At 69.9% G+C, this 15,741-nt stretch carries 18 protein-coding genes; 12 read left to right on the top strand and 6 right to left on the bottom strand.

Annotated elements, in window-relative coordinates; all coding sequences use genetic code 11:
* The first annotated feature begins 105 nt into the window (after nt 1-105).
* Nucleotides 106-1,152, top strand: a complete 1,047-nt coding sequence (galT, locus tag AB0M51_RS38295; RefSeq protein ID WP_344199408.1) for a galactose-1-phosphate uridylyltransferase — start codon at nt 106-108, stop codon at nt 1,150-1,152.
* Nucleotides 1,149-2,279: a galactokinase gene (galK, locus tag AB0M51_RS38290; RefSeq protein WP_344199409.1), complete on the top strand. Its 1,131-nt coding sequence runs from the start codon at nt 1,149-1,151 to the stop codon at nt 2,277-2,279. Before galT ends, galK begins: the two co-directional genes overlap by 4 nt.
* Here galK and AB0M51_RS38285 read toward each other — a convergent pair.
* A complete protein-coding gene (locus tag AB0M51_RS38285; protein ID WP_344199411.1) occupies nt 2,272-3,084 on the bottom strand; it encodes a DeoR/GlpR family DNA-binding transcription regulator in 813 nt (270 codons plus the stop codon). The two genes, galK and AB0M51_RS38285, sit on opposite strands and share 8 nt — an antisense overlap.
* 70 nt (nt 3,085-3,154) lie before the next feature.
* Between AB0M51_RS38285 and AB0M51_RS38280 the strand changes: the two genes are divergently transcribed.
* Together AB0M51_RS38280 and AB0M51_RS38275 are read left to right on the top strand one after the other, a co-directional pair.
* A complete protein-coding gene (locus tag AB0M51_RS38280) occupies nt 3,155-4,285 on the top strand; it encodes a GNAT family N-acetyltransferase (protein WP_344199413.1) in 1,131 nt (376 codons plus the stop codon).
* 117 nt (nt 4,286-4,402) lie between these two features.
* Nucleotides 4,403-5,065 carry a GNAT family N-acetyltransferase gene (locus tag AB0M51_RS38275; protein WP_344199415.1) on the top strand — a complete coding sequence of 221 codons (663 nt, stop codon included), beginning with the start codon at nt 4,403-4,405 and terminating at the stop codon, nt 5,063-5,065.
* A 127-nt stretch (nt 5,066-5,192) separates the two neighbouring features.
* Here AB0M51_RS38275 and AB0M51_RS38270 read toward each other — a convergent pair whose 3' ends face one another.
* Nucleotides 5,193-5,513: a hypothetical protein gene (locus AB0M51_RS38270; protein WP_344199418.1), complete on the bottom strand. Its 321-nt coding sequence runs from the start codon at nt 5,511-5,513 to the stop codon at nt 5,193-5,195.
* Between AB0M51_RS38270 and AB0M51_RS38265 the strand changes: the two genes are divergently transcribed.
* From AB0M51_RS38265 to AB0M51_RS38245, 5 genes are all read left to right on the top strand, one after another.
* A complete protein-coding gene (locus AB0M51_RS38265; RefSeq protein WP_344199419.1) occupies nt 5,500-5,964 on the top strand; it encodes a CAP domain-containing protein in 465 nt (154 codons plus the stop codon). The two genes, AB0M51_RS38270 and AB0M51_RS38265, sit on opposite strands and share 14 nt — an antisense overlap.
* A 176-nt stretch (nt 5,965-6,140) precedes the next feature.
* Nucleotides 6,141-7,130, top strand: a complete 990-nt coding sequence (locus tag AB0M51_RS38260) for a CAP domain-containing protein (protein ID WP_363753463.1) — start codon at nt 6,141-6,143, stop codon at nt 7,128-7,130.
* A 1,148-nt stretch (nt 7,131-8,278) separates the two neighbouring features.
* Nucleotides 8,279-8,425, top strand: a complete 147-nt coding sequence (locus AB0M51_RS38255) for a hypothetical protein (RefSeq protein ID WP_344199423.1) — start codon at nt 8,279-8,281, stop codon at nt 8,423-8,425.
* 212 nt (nt 8,426-8,637) lie between these two features.
* On the top strand, nt 8,638-9,438 hold the full coding sequence (locus AB0M51_RS38250; RefSeq protein ID WP_363753460.1) for a hypothetical protein: 801 nt from the start codon (nt 8,638-8,640) through the stop codon (nt 9,436-9,438).
* A gap of 74 nt (nt 9,439-9,512) precedes the next feature.
* Nucleotides 9,513-9,773, top strand: a complete 261-nt coding sequence (locus tag AB0M51_RS38245) for a hypothetical protein (protein ID WP_363753457.1) — start codon at nt 9,513-9,515, stop codon at nt 9,771-9,773.
* On the opposite strand, the gene AB0M51_RS38240 is transcribed toward AB0M51_RS38245, so the two are convergent.
* Nucleotides 9,749-10,702: a helix-turn-helix domain-containing protein gene (locus tag AB0M51_RS38240; RefSeq protein ID WP_344199429.1), complete on the bottom strand. Its 954-nt coding sequence runs from the start codon at nt 10,700-10,702 to the stop codon at nt 9,749-9,751. The two genes, AB0M51_RS38245 and AB0M51_RS38240, sit on opposite strands and share 25 nt — an antisense overlap.
* 82 nt (nt 10,703-10,784) lie before the next feature.
* Between AB0M51_RS38240 and AB0M51_RS38235 the strand changes: the two genes are divergently transcribed.
* Nucleotides 10,785-11,546 (top strand): MBL fold metallo-hydrolase, encoded by a 762-nt coding sequence (locus tag AB0M51_RS38235; RefSeq protein ID WP_344199432.1) that lies wholly within the window; start codon nt 10,785-10,787, stop codon nt 11,544-11,546.
* Between the two features lie 115 nt (nt 11,547-11,661).
* A complete protein-coding gene (locus AB0M51_RS38230; RefSeq protein WP_344199433.1) occupies nt 11,662-12,132 on the top strand; it encodes a lamin tail domain-containing protein in 471 nt (156 codons plus the stop codon).
* A 54-nt stretch (nt 12,133-12,186) separates the two neighbouring features.
* Here AB0M51_RS38230 and AB0M51_RS38225 read toward each other — a convergent pair whose 3' ends face one another.
* Nucleotides 12,187-13,050: an MOSC N-terminal beta barrel domain-containing protein gene (locus AB0M51_RS38225; protein ID WP_344199435.1), complete on the bottom strand. Its 864-nt coding sequence runs from the start codon at nt 13,048-13,050 to the stop codon at nt 12,187-12,189.
* Nucleotides 13,051-13,108: 58 nt separating this feature from the next.
* On the opposite strand from AB0M51_RS38225, the gene AB0M51_RS38220 reads away from it, so the two are divergent.
* A complete protein-coding gene (locus AB0M51_RS38220; RefSeq protein WP_344199438.1) occupies nt 13,109-13,621 on the top strand; it encodes a helix-turn-helix transcriptional regulator in 513 nt (170 codons plus the stop codon).
* A gap of 12 nt (nt 13,622-13,633) precedes the next feature.
* Here AB0M51_RS38220 and AB0M51_RS38215 read toward each other — a convergent pair whose 3' ends face one another.
* Together AB0M51_RS38215 and AB0M51_RS38210 are read right to left on the bottom strand one after the other, a co-directional pair.
* Nucleotides 13,634-14,440 carry a fused MFS/spermidine synthase gene (locus AB0M51_RS38215; RefSeq protein ID WP_344199440.1) on the bottom strand — a complete coding sequence of 269 codons (807 nt, stop codon included), beginning with the start codon at nt 14,438-14,440 and terminating at the stop codon, nt 13,634-13,636.
* A gap of 33 nt (nt 14,441-14,473) precedes the next feature.
* On the bottom strand, nt 14,474-15,577 hold the full coding sequence (locus AB0M51_RS38210; RefSeq protein WP_344199443.1) for a glycerophosphodiester phosphodiesterase: 1,104 nt from the start codon (nt 15,575-15,577) through the stop codon (nt 14,474-14,476).
* Between the last annotated feature and the right edge of the window lie 164 nt (nt 15,578-15,741).

Genomic DNA, 15,741 nt, shown 5'->3' with positions numbered 1-15,741 from the left:
CCATTTATCTACTCTACCGGCGGCGGGTATCACGATGCATGTTCGAGTTTGTTGGTTTACGATGATTCCTGGCCGGACGCGTCGTACGGCCGGGAAGGTCACACGATGAACACACCCCGCGGTGTACGCCGGACCGACACCACCCTGTCGGACGGCCGCGAGCTGATCTACTACGACCCGGCCGACGCGCCGGTCCGGGTACCCCTCGAGGACACCCGCGGCCTGCCCGCACCGCAACCGCAGGTGGAGCTGCGCACGGACCCGCTGACCGGCGACGTGATCACCTACGCCACGCACCGGAACACCCGGACCTACCTGCCGCCGGCGGACCAGTGCCCGCTGTGCCCGAGCAAGCCCGGCAACCCGACCGAGATTCCGGACCACGACTACAACGTCGCCGTGTTCGAGAACCGGTTCCCGTCCTTCGCCGGCCCCGGCCGGACCGAGGTCGTGTGCTTCACCAGTGACCACAACGGCTCGTTCACCGGCCTGTCGCAGGGTCAGGCGCGGCTGGTCGTCGACACCTGGGCGGACCGGACCGCCGAGCTCAGCGCCCGCGACGACGTCGAACTGGTGTTCCCGTTCGAGAACCGCGGCCGCGAGATCGGCGTCACGCTGAGCCACCCGCACGGCCAGCTGTACGCCTACCCGTTCGTCCCGCCGCGGATGCGGACGCTGCTGGCACAGGCCCGCAAGCACCAGGAGGTTGCCGGCAGCAACCTGTTCGCCGACGTCCTGGCCGCCGAACGCAAGGACGGCACCCGGGTGATCGGCGAGAACGGCAACTGGACCGCGTTCGTCCCGGAGGCCGCCCGCTGGCCGGTCGAGGTGCACCTGTACCCGCACCGCCAGGTCGGCGGCATCGACGAACTGTCGGTCGGCGAACGCGACGACTTCGCCGAGCTGTACCTGGACGTCCTGCAGCGCCTCGACGGCCTGTACGCCGAGCCGCTGCCGTACATCGCCGCCTGGCACCAGGCCCCGGTCCGGGTCGACCGCGAGCTCGGCTACCTGCACCTGGAGGTGTTGTCGATCCGGCGGGCCAAGGACAAGATCAAGTACCTGGCCGGCTCGGAGTCCGGCATGGGCGCGTTCATCAGCGACACCCGGCCGGAAGACGTGGCCGAGACTTTGCGGAAGGTTGGTTCGTGAGCTCCTTCGAGGATGTTTTCGGTACGTCGCCCGACGGCAGCTGGCGGGCTCCCGGACGGGTCAACCTGATCGGCGAGCACACCGACTACAACGACGGCGTCGTACTGCCGATCGCACTGCCGAACCAGATCGTGGTGACCGCGTCCCGGCGGACCGACGGCCGGGTGGCGGTCGCGTCCGACGGGCACGACAGGGTGGTCGAGTTCGCGCTCGACGAACTCGCACCGCGGTCAGTGTCCGACTGGGCGGCGTACCCGGCGGGGGCAGCCTGGGTGCTGCGCGAGGCCGGGTACCCGATCGGCGGCGCGAACCTGCGCTTCGCGTCCGACCTGCCTTCGGGTGCGGGGCTGTCGTCGTCCGCCGCCCTGCTGTGTGCGACCGCGATCGCGTTGCTCGGACTCGCCGGCCAGGAGGTCGATCCGGCCGAGGTCGCCCGGCTCGCCCAGCGCGCCGAGAACCAGTACGTCGGCGCGCCCGTCGGCCTGATGGACCAGACCGCGTCGATGTGCTGCACGGCCGGTCACGCGCTCGCCTTCGACATCCGTTCCGGCGCGCTGGACCAGATCCCGTTCGACCCCGAGGCCGACGGGCTGCGGCTGCTCGTGGTGGACGTGAAGGCGCCGCACCGGCACGCCGACGGCGAGTACGCCGCGCGCCGGAAGAGCTGCGAGCACGCCGCGGCCGCACTCGGCGTACCGGCGTTGCGTTCGGTGGACTACGCCGAACTGGACGCCGCGCTCGCCCGCCTCGACGACGACGTCGACCGGCGCCGGGTCCGGCACGTGGTGACCGAGATCAAGCGCACCGAGGATGCGATCGCGCTGATGCGGGCCGGCCGGCTGCGCGACGTCGGGCCGCTGTTCACCGCGTCGCACGTCTCGCTGCGCGACGACTTCGAGGTCACCGTGCCCGAACTGGATGTCGCAGTCGACGCCGCCCTCGCGGCCGGTGCGCTCGGCGCGCGAATGACCGGCGGCGGTTTCGGCGGCTGCATCATCGCACTGGTCGAGGCGCCGGCCGCGGACAACGTCCTGTCCGCGATCGAGAAAGCCTTTGCGGAGCACGGCTTCACGGCCCCCAGCTCGCTGGCCGCGACACCGTCCGCGGGTGCTTCCAGGATCAGCTAGCGATCACCAGGTCGCAGCCCGTATCGCGCATGGCTTTGCGGGCTGCGGTCGAGAGGCCGTCGTCGGTGACGATCACGTCCAGGTCGGACCAGGTCGCGAAGGTGCTCAGGCCGACCGTCCCCCACTTGGTGTGGTCCGCCACCACGACCACCTCGCGGCTCGCGGCGATGAAGGCCCGGTTGGTCTCGGCCTCCATCAGGTTCGGCGTACTGAGCCCGTGCTCGGCGTCCACGCCGTGTGCGCCGAGGAACAGCAGGTCCAGGTGCAGCGACGCCAGCGCGGCGGTCGCGATCGGGCCGACCAGCGCGTCGGACGGCGTCCGGATGCCGCCGATCAGCACCACCGTGCGATCCGAACGGCCGTTGCCGTGGAACACGTCCGCGATCCGCGCCGAGTTCGTGACAACTGTCAAGTTCTCCACCCGCAACAGCTGCCGGGCCAGCGCGTACGTCGTCGTACCGGCGCCGATGCCGATCGCGCTGTCCGGCTGCACCCGGGCGGCGGCCTCGGCCGCGATCGCCTGCTTGGCCGCGGACTCCTGCGTCAGCTTGGCGTCGAACCCGGGCTCGTGCGCACTGCGCAGGCCGACCGACGTCGCGCCACCGTGCACCTTGTGCAGCAGGCCGCTGGAGTCCAGCGCGTCCAGGTCGCGGCGGATCGTCATGTCCGAGACACCGAACCGGTCGACCAGTTCGGCCACCGTGATCGCGCCCCGGCTGTTGACCTCGGCAACGATCGTGGCCTGCCGCTGGGCGGCCAGCTGGCCGCCGCGGCCGCGGGGCGGTTCTGCTCCGGCTGCGTTCACGCAGCACAGAATACGCCCCGCAGGCGTGGAAATCTGTTGCCCGGCCGGTGGCAGCGCGTCACCCTGGAGCATGCGATTTCCCGAAGACGTCCCGGTGCTGTCCGACGACCTGGTGACCCTGCGTGCGCATGTCGCCGCCGACGTGGAGCCGGCGTACCGGATGTGCCAGGACCCGGTGATGCAGCAGTGGACCACGATCCCGGTCCCGTACCTGCGCGAGCACGCGGTCGGATTCATCACCGAGGTGGTCCCGGCCGGCTGGCAGGCGAACACCTCGTGGGCCTGGGCGATCGAGTACGCCGGGGAGTACGTCGGCACCATCGACCTGCGCGACGGTGAGGGCGGGGTCGGCGAGGTCGGGTTCGCGGTCTCGCCGGACGTCCGCGGCAACGGGGTGATGACCCGGGCGCTGCGGCTGGTGGTGCGGTACGCGTTCGACGTACTGGGCTGGGAACGCGTGATCTGGCGCGCGTACGTCGGAAACTTCGCGAGCCGCCGGGTGGCCTGGAAGGTCGGGTTCCACGGGCTGGTGACGATCCCGGGCGGCGGGCGGTCGCGCGGTGTCCGGAAGGACGAGTGGGTCGCGACGGTGGGCCGCGACGACGAACTCGAGCCGAAGGGGAGCTGGTGGACGGTGCCGGTGCTCGAGGGCGACGGAGTTCGCCTGCGGCCGTTGCGCGAAGCGGACGCGCAGCGGGTGATGGAGGCCTGCAGCGACGAGCGGACGCAGCACTGGTTGTCGGGGATGCCGTCGCCGTACACCCTGGACGACGCCAAGGGATTCATCGACAGCCGGCAGGACGCGGCGGCGAGCGGCGAGGCGGTCGCGTGGGCGATCGCGGACGCCGGGACGGACGAACTGCTCGGAAACGTGAGTGTTTTCGGGCTGAGCAGCCGGATGGACAAGACGCGCGGCGAGATCGGGTACTGGATGCACCCCGACGCGCGCGGGCGCAAGGTGATGGCGGCCGCCGTCCAACTGGTGATCGCGCACGCGTTCCGGGCTGCCGAGGACGGGGGTCTGGGCCGGCGCCGGTTGCTGATCAGATGCGCCGACGTGAACACCGCGTCCGCGCACGTTGCCGAGGCCAACGGGTTCACCAAGGTCGGCGGCGAACGCCGCGCCGACCCGCGGCGGGACGGCAGCTACGACAACATGCTGACCTTCGACCTGCTCGCCGAGGACGTCCTGAGGGGTTGACCCGGTCAAGCAGCAGGAGTAATGGTCACCCAGCGCAGGCAGGGATTTACGGCCAGTTGGTGTCATCCGACACCGGTTCCCCTCGCCGTTGCGCGGCCGGGCTGCTTGAATCGACGGGTGATAGATCGTGAGGAACTCGTCCGCCGTTGGCAGGCCGGGTGGTCCGTCTCGCGCGGCTGGACCACGGTTGAGGACGACCACAACGGCATTCTGATCGTCCGGGCAGGTGAGGAGAGCCGGCCGACGGAGTACGTCGTACTGGATGCCGACGGCAAACCGGAACGTGTGGAACGCGCCGCGCAGCTGGCGGCCGCCGACGGCGGTGGACGCGGGTCGGGCTGGATCACGCTGGCCACCGACGACAAGGAAGCCCGGATCGAACAACTGGAGGATCTCGGGCTGGAGGTCCAGCAGGACCAGGACTGGCTGATGACGATCCAGCTGTCCGAGCAGCCGGCCCTGAAACTCCACGAGCGCTACGCGTTGCACGCCGAACTGGAGGGCGACCTGATCATCACCCGCGCCACCTTGCACGGCGGTGTGGTGTCCAGCGGCCGGATGGCCGTGGTCGGCGAGGACGCGGTCGCGGACCGGATCGAGACCGACCCGGCACACCGGCGGCGCGGCCTCGGCAGCGCGGTGATGGCGTCGCTGGTCGAGGCGGCCGCGGCGAAGGGCGCCAAACGCGGCATCCTGATCGCGTCCATCGACGGGCTCCGGCTGTACCGAAGTCTGGGCTGGAAGGTGATCGCGGACATCGTGATCGCCCGCTCGCGCTGAGCTTCCGGGGCGGGCTTTCAAACGATTGCCATGGTCAGAGCTTTGTGAAGTGCTTGCTCTGATGCGCGTCGGCCGGCGCCTGCCCGGCAAGGCTGCTCAGCATGACGAACCACAGACGGTCACGCAGCTACGGTGTGGCCGGTCCGCTGCTCGCATCTCTGTCGGCGTTGGTGTTGATCGCGGGTGTCGGGTGGTTCGTCATGCGGCAGTCCGGCGCCCCGCGACCGACCGGCCAGGAGGAACCGATCACGTCGGCGAGTACGCCGGCCAGGTCGGCGAGCGCGCCCAGCCGCGGTAGTACGCGCACGCCTGCGACGCCGACGTACACGCCGACTCGGACACCTACTGCCACTCGCACCTCTTCGCCTTCTTCGACGCGTACGGCGACTTCCGGGCCGACCCCGGCCCCGAAACCGACACCGGCTCCGACACCGATGCCGACCGCCACGCCGGCTCGAAAGCAGTCGAAGACCCCGAAGCCGCCGAAGCCCGGAGGCGAGGGGAACGGGTCCGCCGAGCAGCAGGTGCTCGCACTCACCAACCAGGAACGCGCCAAGTCCGGCTGCGGCCCCTTGACGTTCGACAAGTCGCTGACGAGGGCCGCCGAGGCGCATGCCGCCGACATGGTCGCCGAGCACTTCTTCGCCCACGACAGCCTCGACGGCCGCAGCCCGTTCGACCGGATGAAGGCGGCCGGGTTCGACGGTGGCTCGATGGCCGAGAACATCGCGGTCGGGTACACCAGTCCGGCGGCGGTCGTGCAAGGCTGGATGAAGAGCCCCGGGCACCGGGCGAACATCCTGAACTGCGGATACTCGATGATCGGCATCGGGTACGACGCCGGCCAGGTGAAACCCGAGTGGGGCAACGGGAGTTGGGTCCAGGACTTCGGCGGTTGAGCCCTTTCAGTCAATCGTTTTCTTCAGGATTCGTTAAGAGGGTTCACGCGCGTGTAACGATGACCTCGCGCGTCGGTTAAGGTCGCTGTTCGGTGACCAGGGGGGACCTGGCTGTACCACGGGGAACGACGCGCTGTTTCGGCATCACGAAGAAACGAAGAGGATTCGCCCACCCCATGACGGATTCGCCCACCCCCCGGCGGCACCGCGGCAGTAGACGAGCTCCCCGGCGGAGCCGCGGTCTGGTCGGCCCGGTTGTCAGCGCGCTCTCGGTGCTGGTCGCGATCGGCCCGGTGGTCTGGCTGATGTCGCACGGGACCTCCCGGACCGACGGCGCCGAGCGGGTCGTGAACGTCGTCGAGAACAACCGCGTCGACGACGGTACGACGACCGGTCCGATGATCACGATCACGAAGACCTTGCCGAACGGCGCGACCACGACCGCCGTGGTGGGCCCGGCAGCCGTCGGCTCGGCGCCTGGTTCGCCCTCGCTGTCACCGAGCACCGCGGGGACGCCGAGCAATTCGCCGGGCAGTTCCGTGAGCAGTTCTCCGGGTAGTTCGCCGACCACTCCGGCCACGCCGACGGTCGGCGTCACGACGGTGACCGTGTCGCCCACCCCACCGCGCCGTACCAGCGGAACCACCGCACGGCCGAAGCCGCGCGTCAGTACGACGCCTGGCAGGCCGTCGAGTACGCCGACCAAGACCCGGACGACCGAGCCGTCGCCGAGCGACACCCCGCAGCCGCCGGTCAGCGGCGGCGGGACGAACGCGCAGGAACGGCAGGTCCTCGACTACACGAACCAGATCCGCGAGCAGCAGGGCTGCGGCCCGCTGAAGCTGGACAGCGCACTCGTCGAGGCAGCCGGCAAGCACGCGTCGGACATGGTCCGCCGGCACTACATGGACCACACCAACCCCGACGGCCAGGACCCGGGCGACCGGATGGCGGCCGCCGGGTACCGCGGGTCGACGTGGGGCGAGAACATCGCCGCCGGGTACGACACCGCGCAGAAGGTGGTCGCCGCCTGGATGCAGAGCGACGGGCACCGCAAGAACATCCTGAACTGCCGCTTCACCTCGATCGGCATCGGCTACGACCCCGGCCAGGTGCGCTCCGACTACGGACCCGGCAGCTGGGTCCAGGACTTCGGCCGATCGTGACTGTCATTGTTTCGAAAGCACCGAGTGTGGCTGAAACGTTGTCCCAGAGCCACAATGTCCGGCCGCTTGACGGCCGGTCGCGGCGGGTAGGTCCGTCCTTGTCATGGTGCCGGATGTTCCTGGGGGGCTCCGGTGAGACGGCTGGTGAGGCACGTCTCGTTGATGAGGAACGTCTTGGGGGCGCGACTTTGAAGGGAACAACGAAATAATGTCCGAGTCCGGCAACGGCCGGTACAAACCCCGACGGAAGGCGACCCGGGCGGCTCGCTCGTCGCGCTCCGGCAGCCGTCCTGCTCCGCCCGCGGAATCCACCCCGCCCGCACCGCCCGAACCGCCGCGGTACGCACCGCGCTCGAGCGACGAGTCCCCGTTCTGGGCGAACGCACCCAAGGGCGGCACGGAGTCCCCGTTCTGGGCCGGCAGCAACCAGTCCCGCCCGGCCACGCCCCAGTACGCCCCCCGCGGCGCACTCCCCAGCTACACGACCCCCGAGGTAGCCACTCCCGAGGTCGCAACTCCCGAGGCGACAGCTCCCGGGGTGGCGGCTTCGGCGCCGAGGTCTGGCGAGGGCCCGCACCGCAGCACTCCGTCCTGGGTCAACCAGTCCCTGACCCCGGACGCCCACCCCACCCAAGCCCGCCGAGCCGGAGAATCCTCCTGGCCGACCGGCACCCCCGACTCCACATCCACAAGCGCCGGCGCCTCCGCGTCCGACCCCCTCGGGCCCTCCACTCCCCCCGGTGAAACCGCCGGCACCTGGTCCTCCCGTCGAGCAGCCGACGACTGGGCCTCCCTCGGCGCCGCAGCCACCTCCACAGGCTCCGGCACCGACACCGACACCTGGTTCGGCACCGCCTCCACAGACCGCCTGGCCGCCGCTACGGGCAACACCACCAGCACCCCTGCGGACACCCCAAGCGCCCGCCGCGCCGCGGACTCCGGCGCGGCCGCCGCAGGCCTGGCCGCAGCCGGCTCCGCCGCAGGCAGCCTGGCCGCCGCAGGCTCAGCCGCCGGCGCGGGCTCAGCCGCCGGCGCGGACCGCACCCCCACATCCACATCCGGCGAGTACGACGCCACCGCAGGTGCTGGGCGTGCGACGGCCAGCGAGTACGACGCCACCTCAAGTGCAGGGCTTATCGCCGGCGCAGGTGCTGGAGGTACGGGAGCGGCCGCCGAATACGGCAGCGCCTCAGCCGGCCGACGTACCGGAGCAGCGGGCGAGAACAGCACTGCCTCAAGTGCCGGTCGTACCGGAGCAGCCGCAGGTGCTGGTGGCCCGGCGGCGAGTGGCCTGACCGGAGCGGGAGCGTACGCGGCCGACACCAAGCACGTAGCCGCGACCGGCGGCCGCGGAGGTTCAGGAGCCGATGGATCCGGGAACGGTCCCGGTGCATCAGGTCCCGGTGGATCAGGTCCCGGTGGCTCAGGTCCCGGCAGCTCAGGCCCGGGGCGTCGAAGCGCCGCCCGCGTGGGACGGGCCTCCCGCGGACGCCGGACAGTCATCGCGGTGGCTTCCGTACTGCTGGTGATCACCCCGATCTCCTGGATCCTCCTGCACCAACCGCAGAACGACCCAGCAGACGCCTCGATCCCGATGGTGACCCGTACCGACGACACGTACATCACCCCCTCCACCAAGGCAGCCGTCGCCACCCCGTCAACACACGTGACGGTCACCCCCACGGCAACCCCGACGGCCACCCCGTCCGCGACCCCCACGGACACCCCGTCCGCCACGCCGACGGACACCCCGACGGACTCCCCGACCGACACCCCCACGGACTCCTCCACCGAGACGCCGACCCACGCCCCGACGTCCGCGCCCACCTCGGCCTCCACGTCGAACCCGACCACGGCCCCAACCTCCCCGGGCCGCACCATCACCACGACCAAGCCCACCCCCACCACCCCACCTCCGACGACCACCCCGCCACCGGTCGACGGCGGCATGAACGCGAACGAGAAGCAACTTTTCGACCTGATCGACAACGCACGCGTGAACAACGGGTGCGCCCGTCTGAAGCAGGACCCGAACCTGACCGACAGCGCCGAGGGGACCGCCTCCAGCCGCGCCGAGTCCGGTAGCGGCATGAACGACCCGTCGGGGTCGCAGGTCGGTGCGGGCGGTGACAAGATGACCGCTCAGCAGGCCTACAACACGCTGATGTCGACCAGCCGCAGCACGATCCTGAGCTGCAGCCGCACAACGCTCGGCGTGGGCTTCGGCACGGCGAAGCGGTGCACGCTCCAGCTCCTCGTCTGCCTCAGCTACACGAACCGCAACGCGTGGGTGGCGAACTTCTCGTAGTACTTCGGCACTCTTCTCGGCGGTTGGTGCGACCATGGTTGGGCGACATGGTCCACCAACCCGCGGGAGGCTGGATGTTCTTCGAGCGTGATGACGTGGATCGGGCCGGGCCGGCGCACTTCGGGATCCATCCGGACGCGCTGGCCGAGGAGCGACCGGATCCGCGGCCGGACGAGGCCCGGAAGATGGGGTTGAGCCGGCACACCGAGGAAGGCGCCGTACTGTATTTCGCCTCGTCGCTCGACCGCGGTAAACCCGCGCACCGGATGATGGCCTGGATCCTGCTGATCACGTTCGCGGCGCCGGTGGTCTACATCCTGCTCGTGCTGCTGTAGAACTCCTGCCGATGCCGTTGCGGCGTCGTACCGAGCACCGTGTGGAAGTGGTGCCGGAGCGTGTCGCTGCTTCCGAATCCGCTTTCCGCCGCGACCCGCTCCACCGACAGATCGGTTGTCTCCAGCAACAATCGGGCGTGGTCGAGCCGTTGCCGCAACAACCACGCCTGCCCCGAACTCCCGGTCCGCGCCCGGAACTGCCGCGTGAACGTACGCCGCGACAAGGCCACCGCCCCGGCCCATTCGTCGAGCGTCACCGGCTGGTCGAGCCGAGCCCGTGCCCAGACCATCGCCTTCTCGATCACGTCGTCGGCCGGATCGGGTGGCACGGGTACCGGGATGTACTGCGCCTGCGACCCGCTCCGGTGCGGCGCGACCACGATGTCCCGGGCGACCTTCTCCGCGATCTCGAACCCGTGGTGCGTCCGGACCAGGTGCAGGCAGCAGTCCAGCGAGGCCGCCGTACCGGCTGACGTCACCAGGTCGCCCTGATCCGACCACAGCACATCCGCCCGAACCTTCAAGGCCGGGTACCGCGCCCGCAGTTCGTCGGCGAACCGCCAGTGCGTCACCACCTCACGCCCTTCGGCGATCCCGCTCTCCGCCACCAGGAACGCCCCGAGGCACAGGCCGACCACCGTCGCACCTCGCTCATGCGCCCGCCGGATCGCGGCCAGCAGGACGTCGGACGCGACCAGCCCGGGCTCCCAGCTCGGCAGTACGACGACATCGGCCCGCTCCATCGCGTCGAGCCCATGGTCCACGGTGATCCCGAACCCGGCGCTCGTCGGGAACGACCCGGGCTGTTCGGCGCACACCCGTACGTCGTACCTGGGCGGCAGCCCGCGCCGCTCGCCGAGGACGAGGCACGGCACGGACAGGTGGAACGGGCTCATCCCGGGGTACGCGAGAACCGCGACAGTACGCATGAACACAGTATGGCCCGATCTTCGGTAACTATGGCTCCCGGGCCAATGGTCGGAACGACCTGCGGCACGGAGGATCGTGGTCATGAAGATCACGCACATCGGCGGCCCGACCGCCGTTCTGAACCTCGGCGGCCTCACGTTCCTGACCGACCCGGCCTTCGACGAACCGCGCGACTACCAGTTGCCGGGACGGGTGATGACGAAGCTGACCGGCCCGGCGATCCCGGCGGCGGAGCTCGGCCCGGTTGACGTCGTACTGCTCTCGCACGACGAGCACAAGGACAACCTCGACGACGCCGGCCGCGCGCTGCTGCCGTCCGTACCGACCGTACTGTCGACGCCCGGCGCGGCCCTGCGCATCGAGGGCGTCCGTGGCCTGGAGAACTGGGAGGCGATCGACCTGCCCCGGCCGGACGGCGGCGTGATCACGGTGACCGGCGTACCGGCATTGCATGGTCCGGAGGGCGCTGAGGCGGTCGTCGGGTTCGTCACCGGATTCGTCTTGCAGGGCGAAGGATTGCCGACGGTCTACGTGTCCGGAGACAACGCGTCACTCGGCCACGTGAAGGAGATCGCGGACCGGTTCGCGCCGATCGACGTCGCGGTGCTGTTCGCCGGCGCCGCCCGTACCGTACTGCTCAACGGGGCGAACCTGACGCTCACGTCGACGGACTCCGTCGAGGCGGCCCACATCCTCGGCGACGCGAGGATCGTCCCGGTTCACACCGAAGGCTGGACGCACTTCAGCGAGGGGCCGGAGCAGTTCCTGGCGGCGTTCCGCGAGGCCGGTTCGGAGGACCGCGTGGAAATGCTCGTTCCCGGCGTTCCGAAAACGATTGCTTGAGAGCTTGACGAGTACGGAGCGTGACGGCTAGCGTGTGCGACCGCCGGGGGGATCCGGCAGTTCACGTACACCGGGCCGGGGGGACATCGGCCCACTGCCGAGGGGACATTTTCCTGTGTTCGTAAAACGTTTTCGCACGCTCTTCTCCGCCGCCACGGCCGCCGTGGTGCTTGCCGGTACCGCGGTACTCGCACCACTGACGGCCGACGCGGCGATCACCGCGGTCCTGAGCGGGATCCAGTACGACCCGCCGGGCGCCGACACCCGCACCAACGCCCAGATCAACAACGAGTTCTTCACGGTCCGGAACATCAGCTCGCGTCCGATCAACCTGTCCGGCTTCCGGGTCCTGGACGCCGCGAACCACCTGTTCGTCTTCCCGCGCGGCTACGTCCTGCCCGGCCGCTCGACGGTGATCGTCCGTACCGGAAAGAACCGCAACCGGGCGCTCACCCTGTACTGGAACCAGAGCTGGTACGTCTGGAACAACACCGGCGACACCGCCCGCTTCCAGACCCCCGCAGGCAAGACCTTCGACACCTGCACCTACAAGGCCGTCACCGGCCGATACCGCGTCGGCTGCTGAACCAATCCCCTACAAAACCTGGTAGCTCTGCCCCATGTAGCTGGTGGCCGGGTGTCAGGTTCTTGAGGTGGGTTGGGCGGGGTCGGTGTTGGGTGGGATCCATTCGCGGACGGTGATCTCGTCGCCCACCTGGATGTTGCCGGGGGCAAGTACTGCGGCTTTGATGCCGAAGCTGACGCCGCCGCCGTACGTGGGTTCGCGGCGGTACGTCGCGAGGGTGCGGGTCGGTTCGGGGCCGGACTTGGCGCCGTTGGACTGGTCGACGGTGGGTACGGCGCAGCGGATCCCGCGGGCGGAGTAGCCGATGGTGGCGGTGCCGGCGGTGATGCGGAGGATCTTGTCCTCGGTGTGCGGTTCGGGCCAGCCGGAGATGACGAGGTTGGGGCGGAAGCGGTTCATCGGGATCGCGGTGCCGCCGTGTTCGAGGATGCGTGCGTTCAGGCCGTCGAGTGAGGACTGGGACGTGATCATCAGCGCGTGCGCGTCGCCGTACCCGGTGAGGCCGCGGTGAGCACCCCAGCCGGGGCGGTCGTGTTCGGGGGTGACGCGGACGAGGGCGGCCGGGGTGCCGAGGCGTTCGGTGAACCAGGCGTCGGCGTCCGGGTCCTGCACGACGCCCTGCCCGAACCACTTGCCGAACAGGCTGACGTCGCGACGCTTCCCGTCGTACCGGATCGGGATGTCGAGGTCGGGGGCGTTCGGGGCCGAGAGGCGGAGTACGTCGCCGGCGATGGCGGCGCGGAGGGTGGCCATTGCCGGGAGTTTGCGTTGGCTGAGGAAGGTGCCGTCGGGCTCGACCAGCATGAAGAGGCGGTCGTCGAGGAGGCCGGTGGGGCCTAGTTCGGCGGAGTCGACGGGGATCCCGGCGAGGCCCTTCACCGGGTAGTAGATGAGGGCGGCGACCTTGGCTGCAGACACGTCCTCAAGGGTAACCGGCGCTTGATCTGTTGGAATGTGTTGAGTTATGTTTGATCGCGTGCAGGATGTTGAGAGGTTCGCGGCGGCCTTGCAGCGCGTACGACGGCAGGCGGGAGTGACGTACCGCGAGTTGGCGGAGCGGGCGCATTACTCGCATCCGCATCTGATCCGGGCCACCAGTGGGAAGCAGCTGCCGACGTGGGAGGTGGCGGCGGCGTTCCTCGGAGGGTGCGGGGTGCCTGTGGATCTGTTGCCGGTGTGGCGGCGGCGCTGGGAGGAGGCGAGCCGGGATCCGCGGGACATCGTCGGGTTGCTCGAAGGCGCCGGGTCGCTCGAGGATCTCGGGGCGGCGGTTGCGGCGCTCGCGCAGCCGCGATCGTTGCGGGCGCTCGAGCAGGAGACGGGGATTCCTCGCGCGACGATCCAGGCCTGGCTCCGGGGGACTCGCTCACCTGGTCGTGACCGGCTCGATCACCTGGTCCGCACCGTCGGCGGAACACAGGAAGAACGCGCAGCCGTAGCCCGCACGCTGGACAGGCTGAGCGCCGGCCGGTCGGCGACCGCGGCCTGACAGCCGGAACAGTCAACTACGGAAGACCGACGCGGGGGCTCGAGGCGGGGTGAAGGAGGCACCGTCGGTCAAGGGGGCGGCTTTGCCGGCCAGGTCTGGGAGTGGCATGACGTCGTACGGCGGTTGGGCACGGCGGCCGCTGTCGGTGAGGTCCGGGAGCGGATGACGGGAGGCAACCAGGATGACGTTCCCGAAGGCTTTGCCGCGGAGGATCTTGCGTTCGGCGAGAACGGTGCCGGATCCGATCGCGGAGAGGACGGTGGCGGCCGTACGGCGGACGAACGGCAGTCCGGCCTGCCCGTCGATGAGATTGGCGACCAGTACGCCGGTCGGCCGCAACACGCGGGCGCATTCAGCGAAGAACTCGGCCGTCACCAGGTTCGACGGCACCGCCTCGTGTTCGAAGGCGTCGAGGATCAGCAAGTCCGTCGAGTCGTCGTACAGCTCGGTGATGCCGGCCCGGCCGGTCACCGGGCGGACCTTGATGCCGGAACGCTTCGGCAGGGGCAGGGTCTCGCGGACGAACTCGGTCAGGTCCTCGTCGGGTTCGAGGACGATCTGGCGCGAGCGCGGGCGGGTCGCGGCGACGTACCGCGGGAGGCTCAGCGCGGCGCCGCCGATGTGGACGACCGCGATCGGCTGACGTCGTGGTGCGATCGCGTCCACGACGTCGCCGATCCGGCGCATGTACTCGAACGACAGCCGGCTCGGGTCGGCCAGGTCGACCTGCGACTGCGGCGACCCGTCGATGCGCAGTACGAACGTCCCGTCGTGCTCCGCCTCGACACTCGCCAGCCCTGAACCCGTCCGCCGCTCCACGCCGCCATCTTCCCAGGCTCAGCGGGCCCAGGCTCAGCGGGCTTCCTTCTCCTCGGCCACCGCGATGTCGGCGTCGTCCGTGAACAGCCCGTCGATCCCCACGCGCCGGTACGCCGCGATCTCGCCGAAGAGGTCACCCGAGTCCGACGGCACCGCCGAGCTGTCGAACTCGGCCGGCAGGAACGTGTTCTCGACCCGGAACGTGTACGGGTGCACCACCAGCCCGGCCTTGTGCGCGTTCGCGACCAGCGCCGTCGGCGTACCCAGCTTGCCGCTCGCGTCGAGCGGGATGACCTGGTCCTTCGACGGCCCGACGCCCGCGGCGTACGTCGCCACCTCGCGCAGCCCGGCCGCGCTGACGATGTCGGCGTACGTGCGCTTGTCACCCGAGGCCACGAAGTCGTACGGCGCGCCGCTCGCGCTGGTCAGCTGAACCAGCGGAACCCGGAGCTCGCGACGCAACGCCTTGAGGTTCCCGACCTCGAAGGACTGCACGAAGACCTTGGCGCCCGGCCGGTTGAGCCCGTTCCGGTTCAGTGCCCGCACCAGGAGAGGCTCCAGCGGAAGACCCTGGGCGCGGAAGTACGTCGGGTGCTTGGTCTCCGGGTAGATGCCGATCGGCCGGCCGAGCTCCTTGGACAGCCGCTTCGACAGGTCGACGACCTCCTGGAACGTCGGGATCTGGTACCGCCCGTCGAACACCGTGTTGTGCTGCCGGACCGCCGGGATCCGCTCGACCGCGCGCAGCGTCTTCAGCTCGGCCAGCGTGAAGTCCTCGGTGAACCAGCCGGTGGTGGCGACCCCGTCGAGCATCTTGGTCTTCTTGCGGTCCTTGAACTCCGGGTGGTTCGCGACGTCCGTCGTACCGCTGATCTCCGGCTCGTGCCGGGTGACCAGCACGTGGTCCTTGGTGGTGACCAGGTCCGGCTCGATGTAGTCGGCACCCATCCGGGCGGCCAGCTCGTACGACGCCAACGTGTGCTCGGGGCGGTACCCGGACGCGCCCCGGTGCCCCACGATCACGAAGTCGTCGTGCTTCTCCCCGGCGACACCGGGCGCGGCGGTCGGGACCACCACCGCTGCGGCGACCGCGAGCGCCGATGCGGCGACCGGCACCAACCGGCTGGACAGCTTCATGAAGGTTCTCCTCACACGTCAGGGACTCTCAGCTCACACTCAGGGACAGCGTCGGCCTCACGAGGTACGCCGGATGTCCGATCGGTGAACGATCCATCCGGATGTGAGGTAATCGCGCGGCCCCCAGCGTTGGTACCGGGCACGCGGCTTGCTAGCGTCCGAAG

Source organism: Kribbella sp. NPDC051137 (genome assembly GCF_040682535.1).
GTDB classification, from domain to species: Bacteria; Actinomycetota; Actinomycetes; order Propionibacteriales; family Kribbellaceae; genus Kribbella; species Kribbella karoonensis.
Note: the sequence above shows the minus strand (reverse complement) of the source record. Positions and strands in the feature narration are given on the sequence as shown.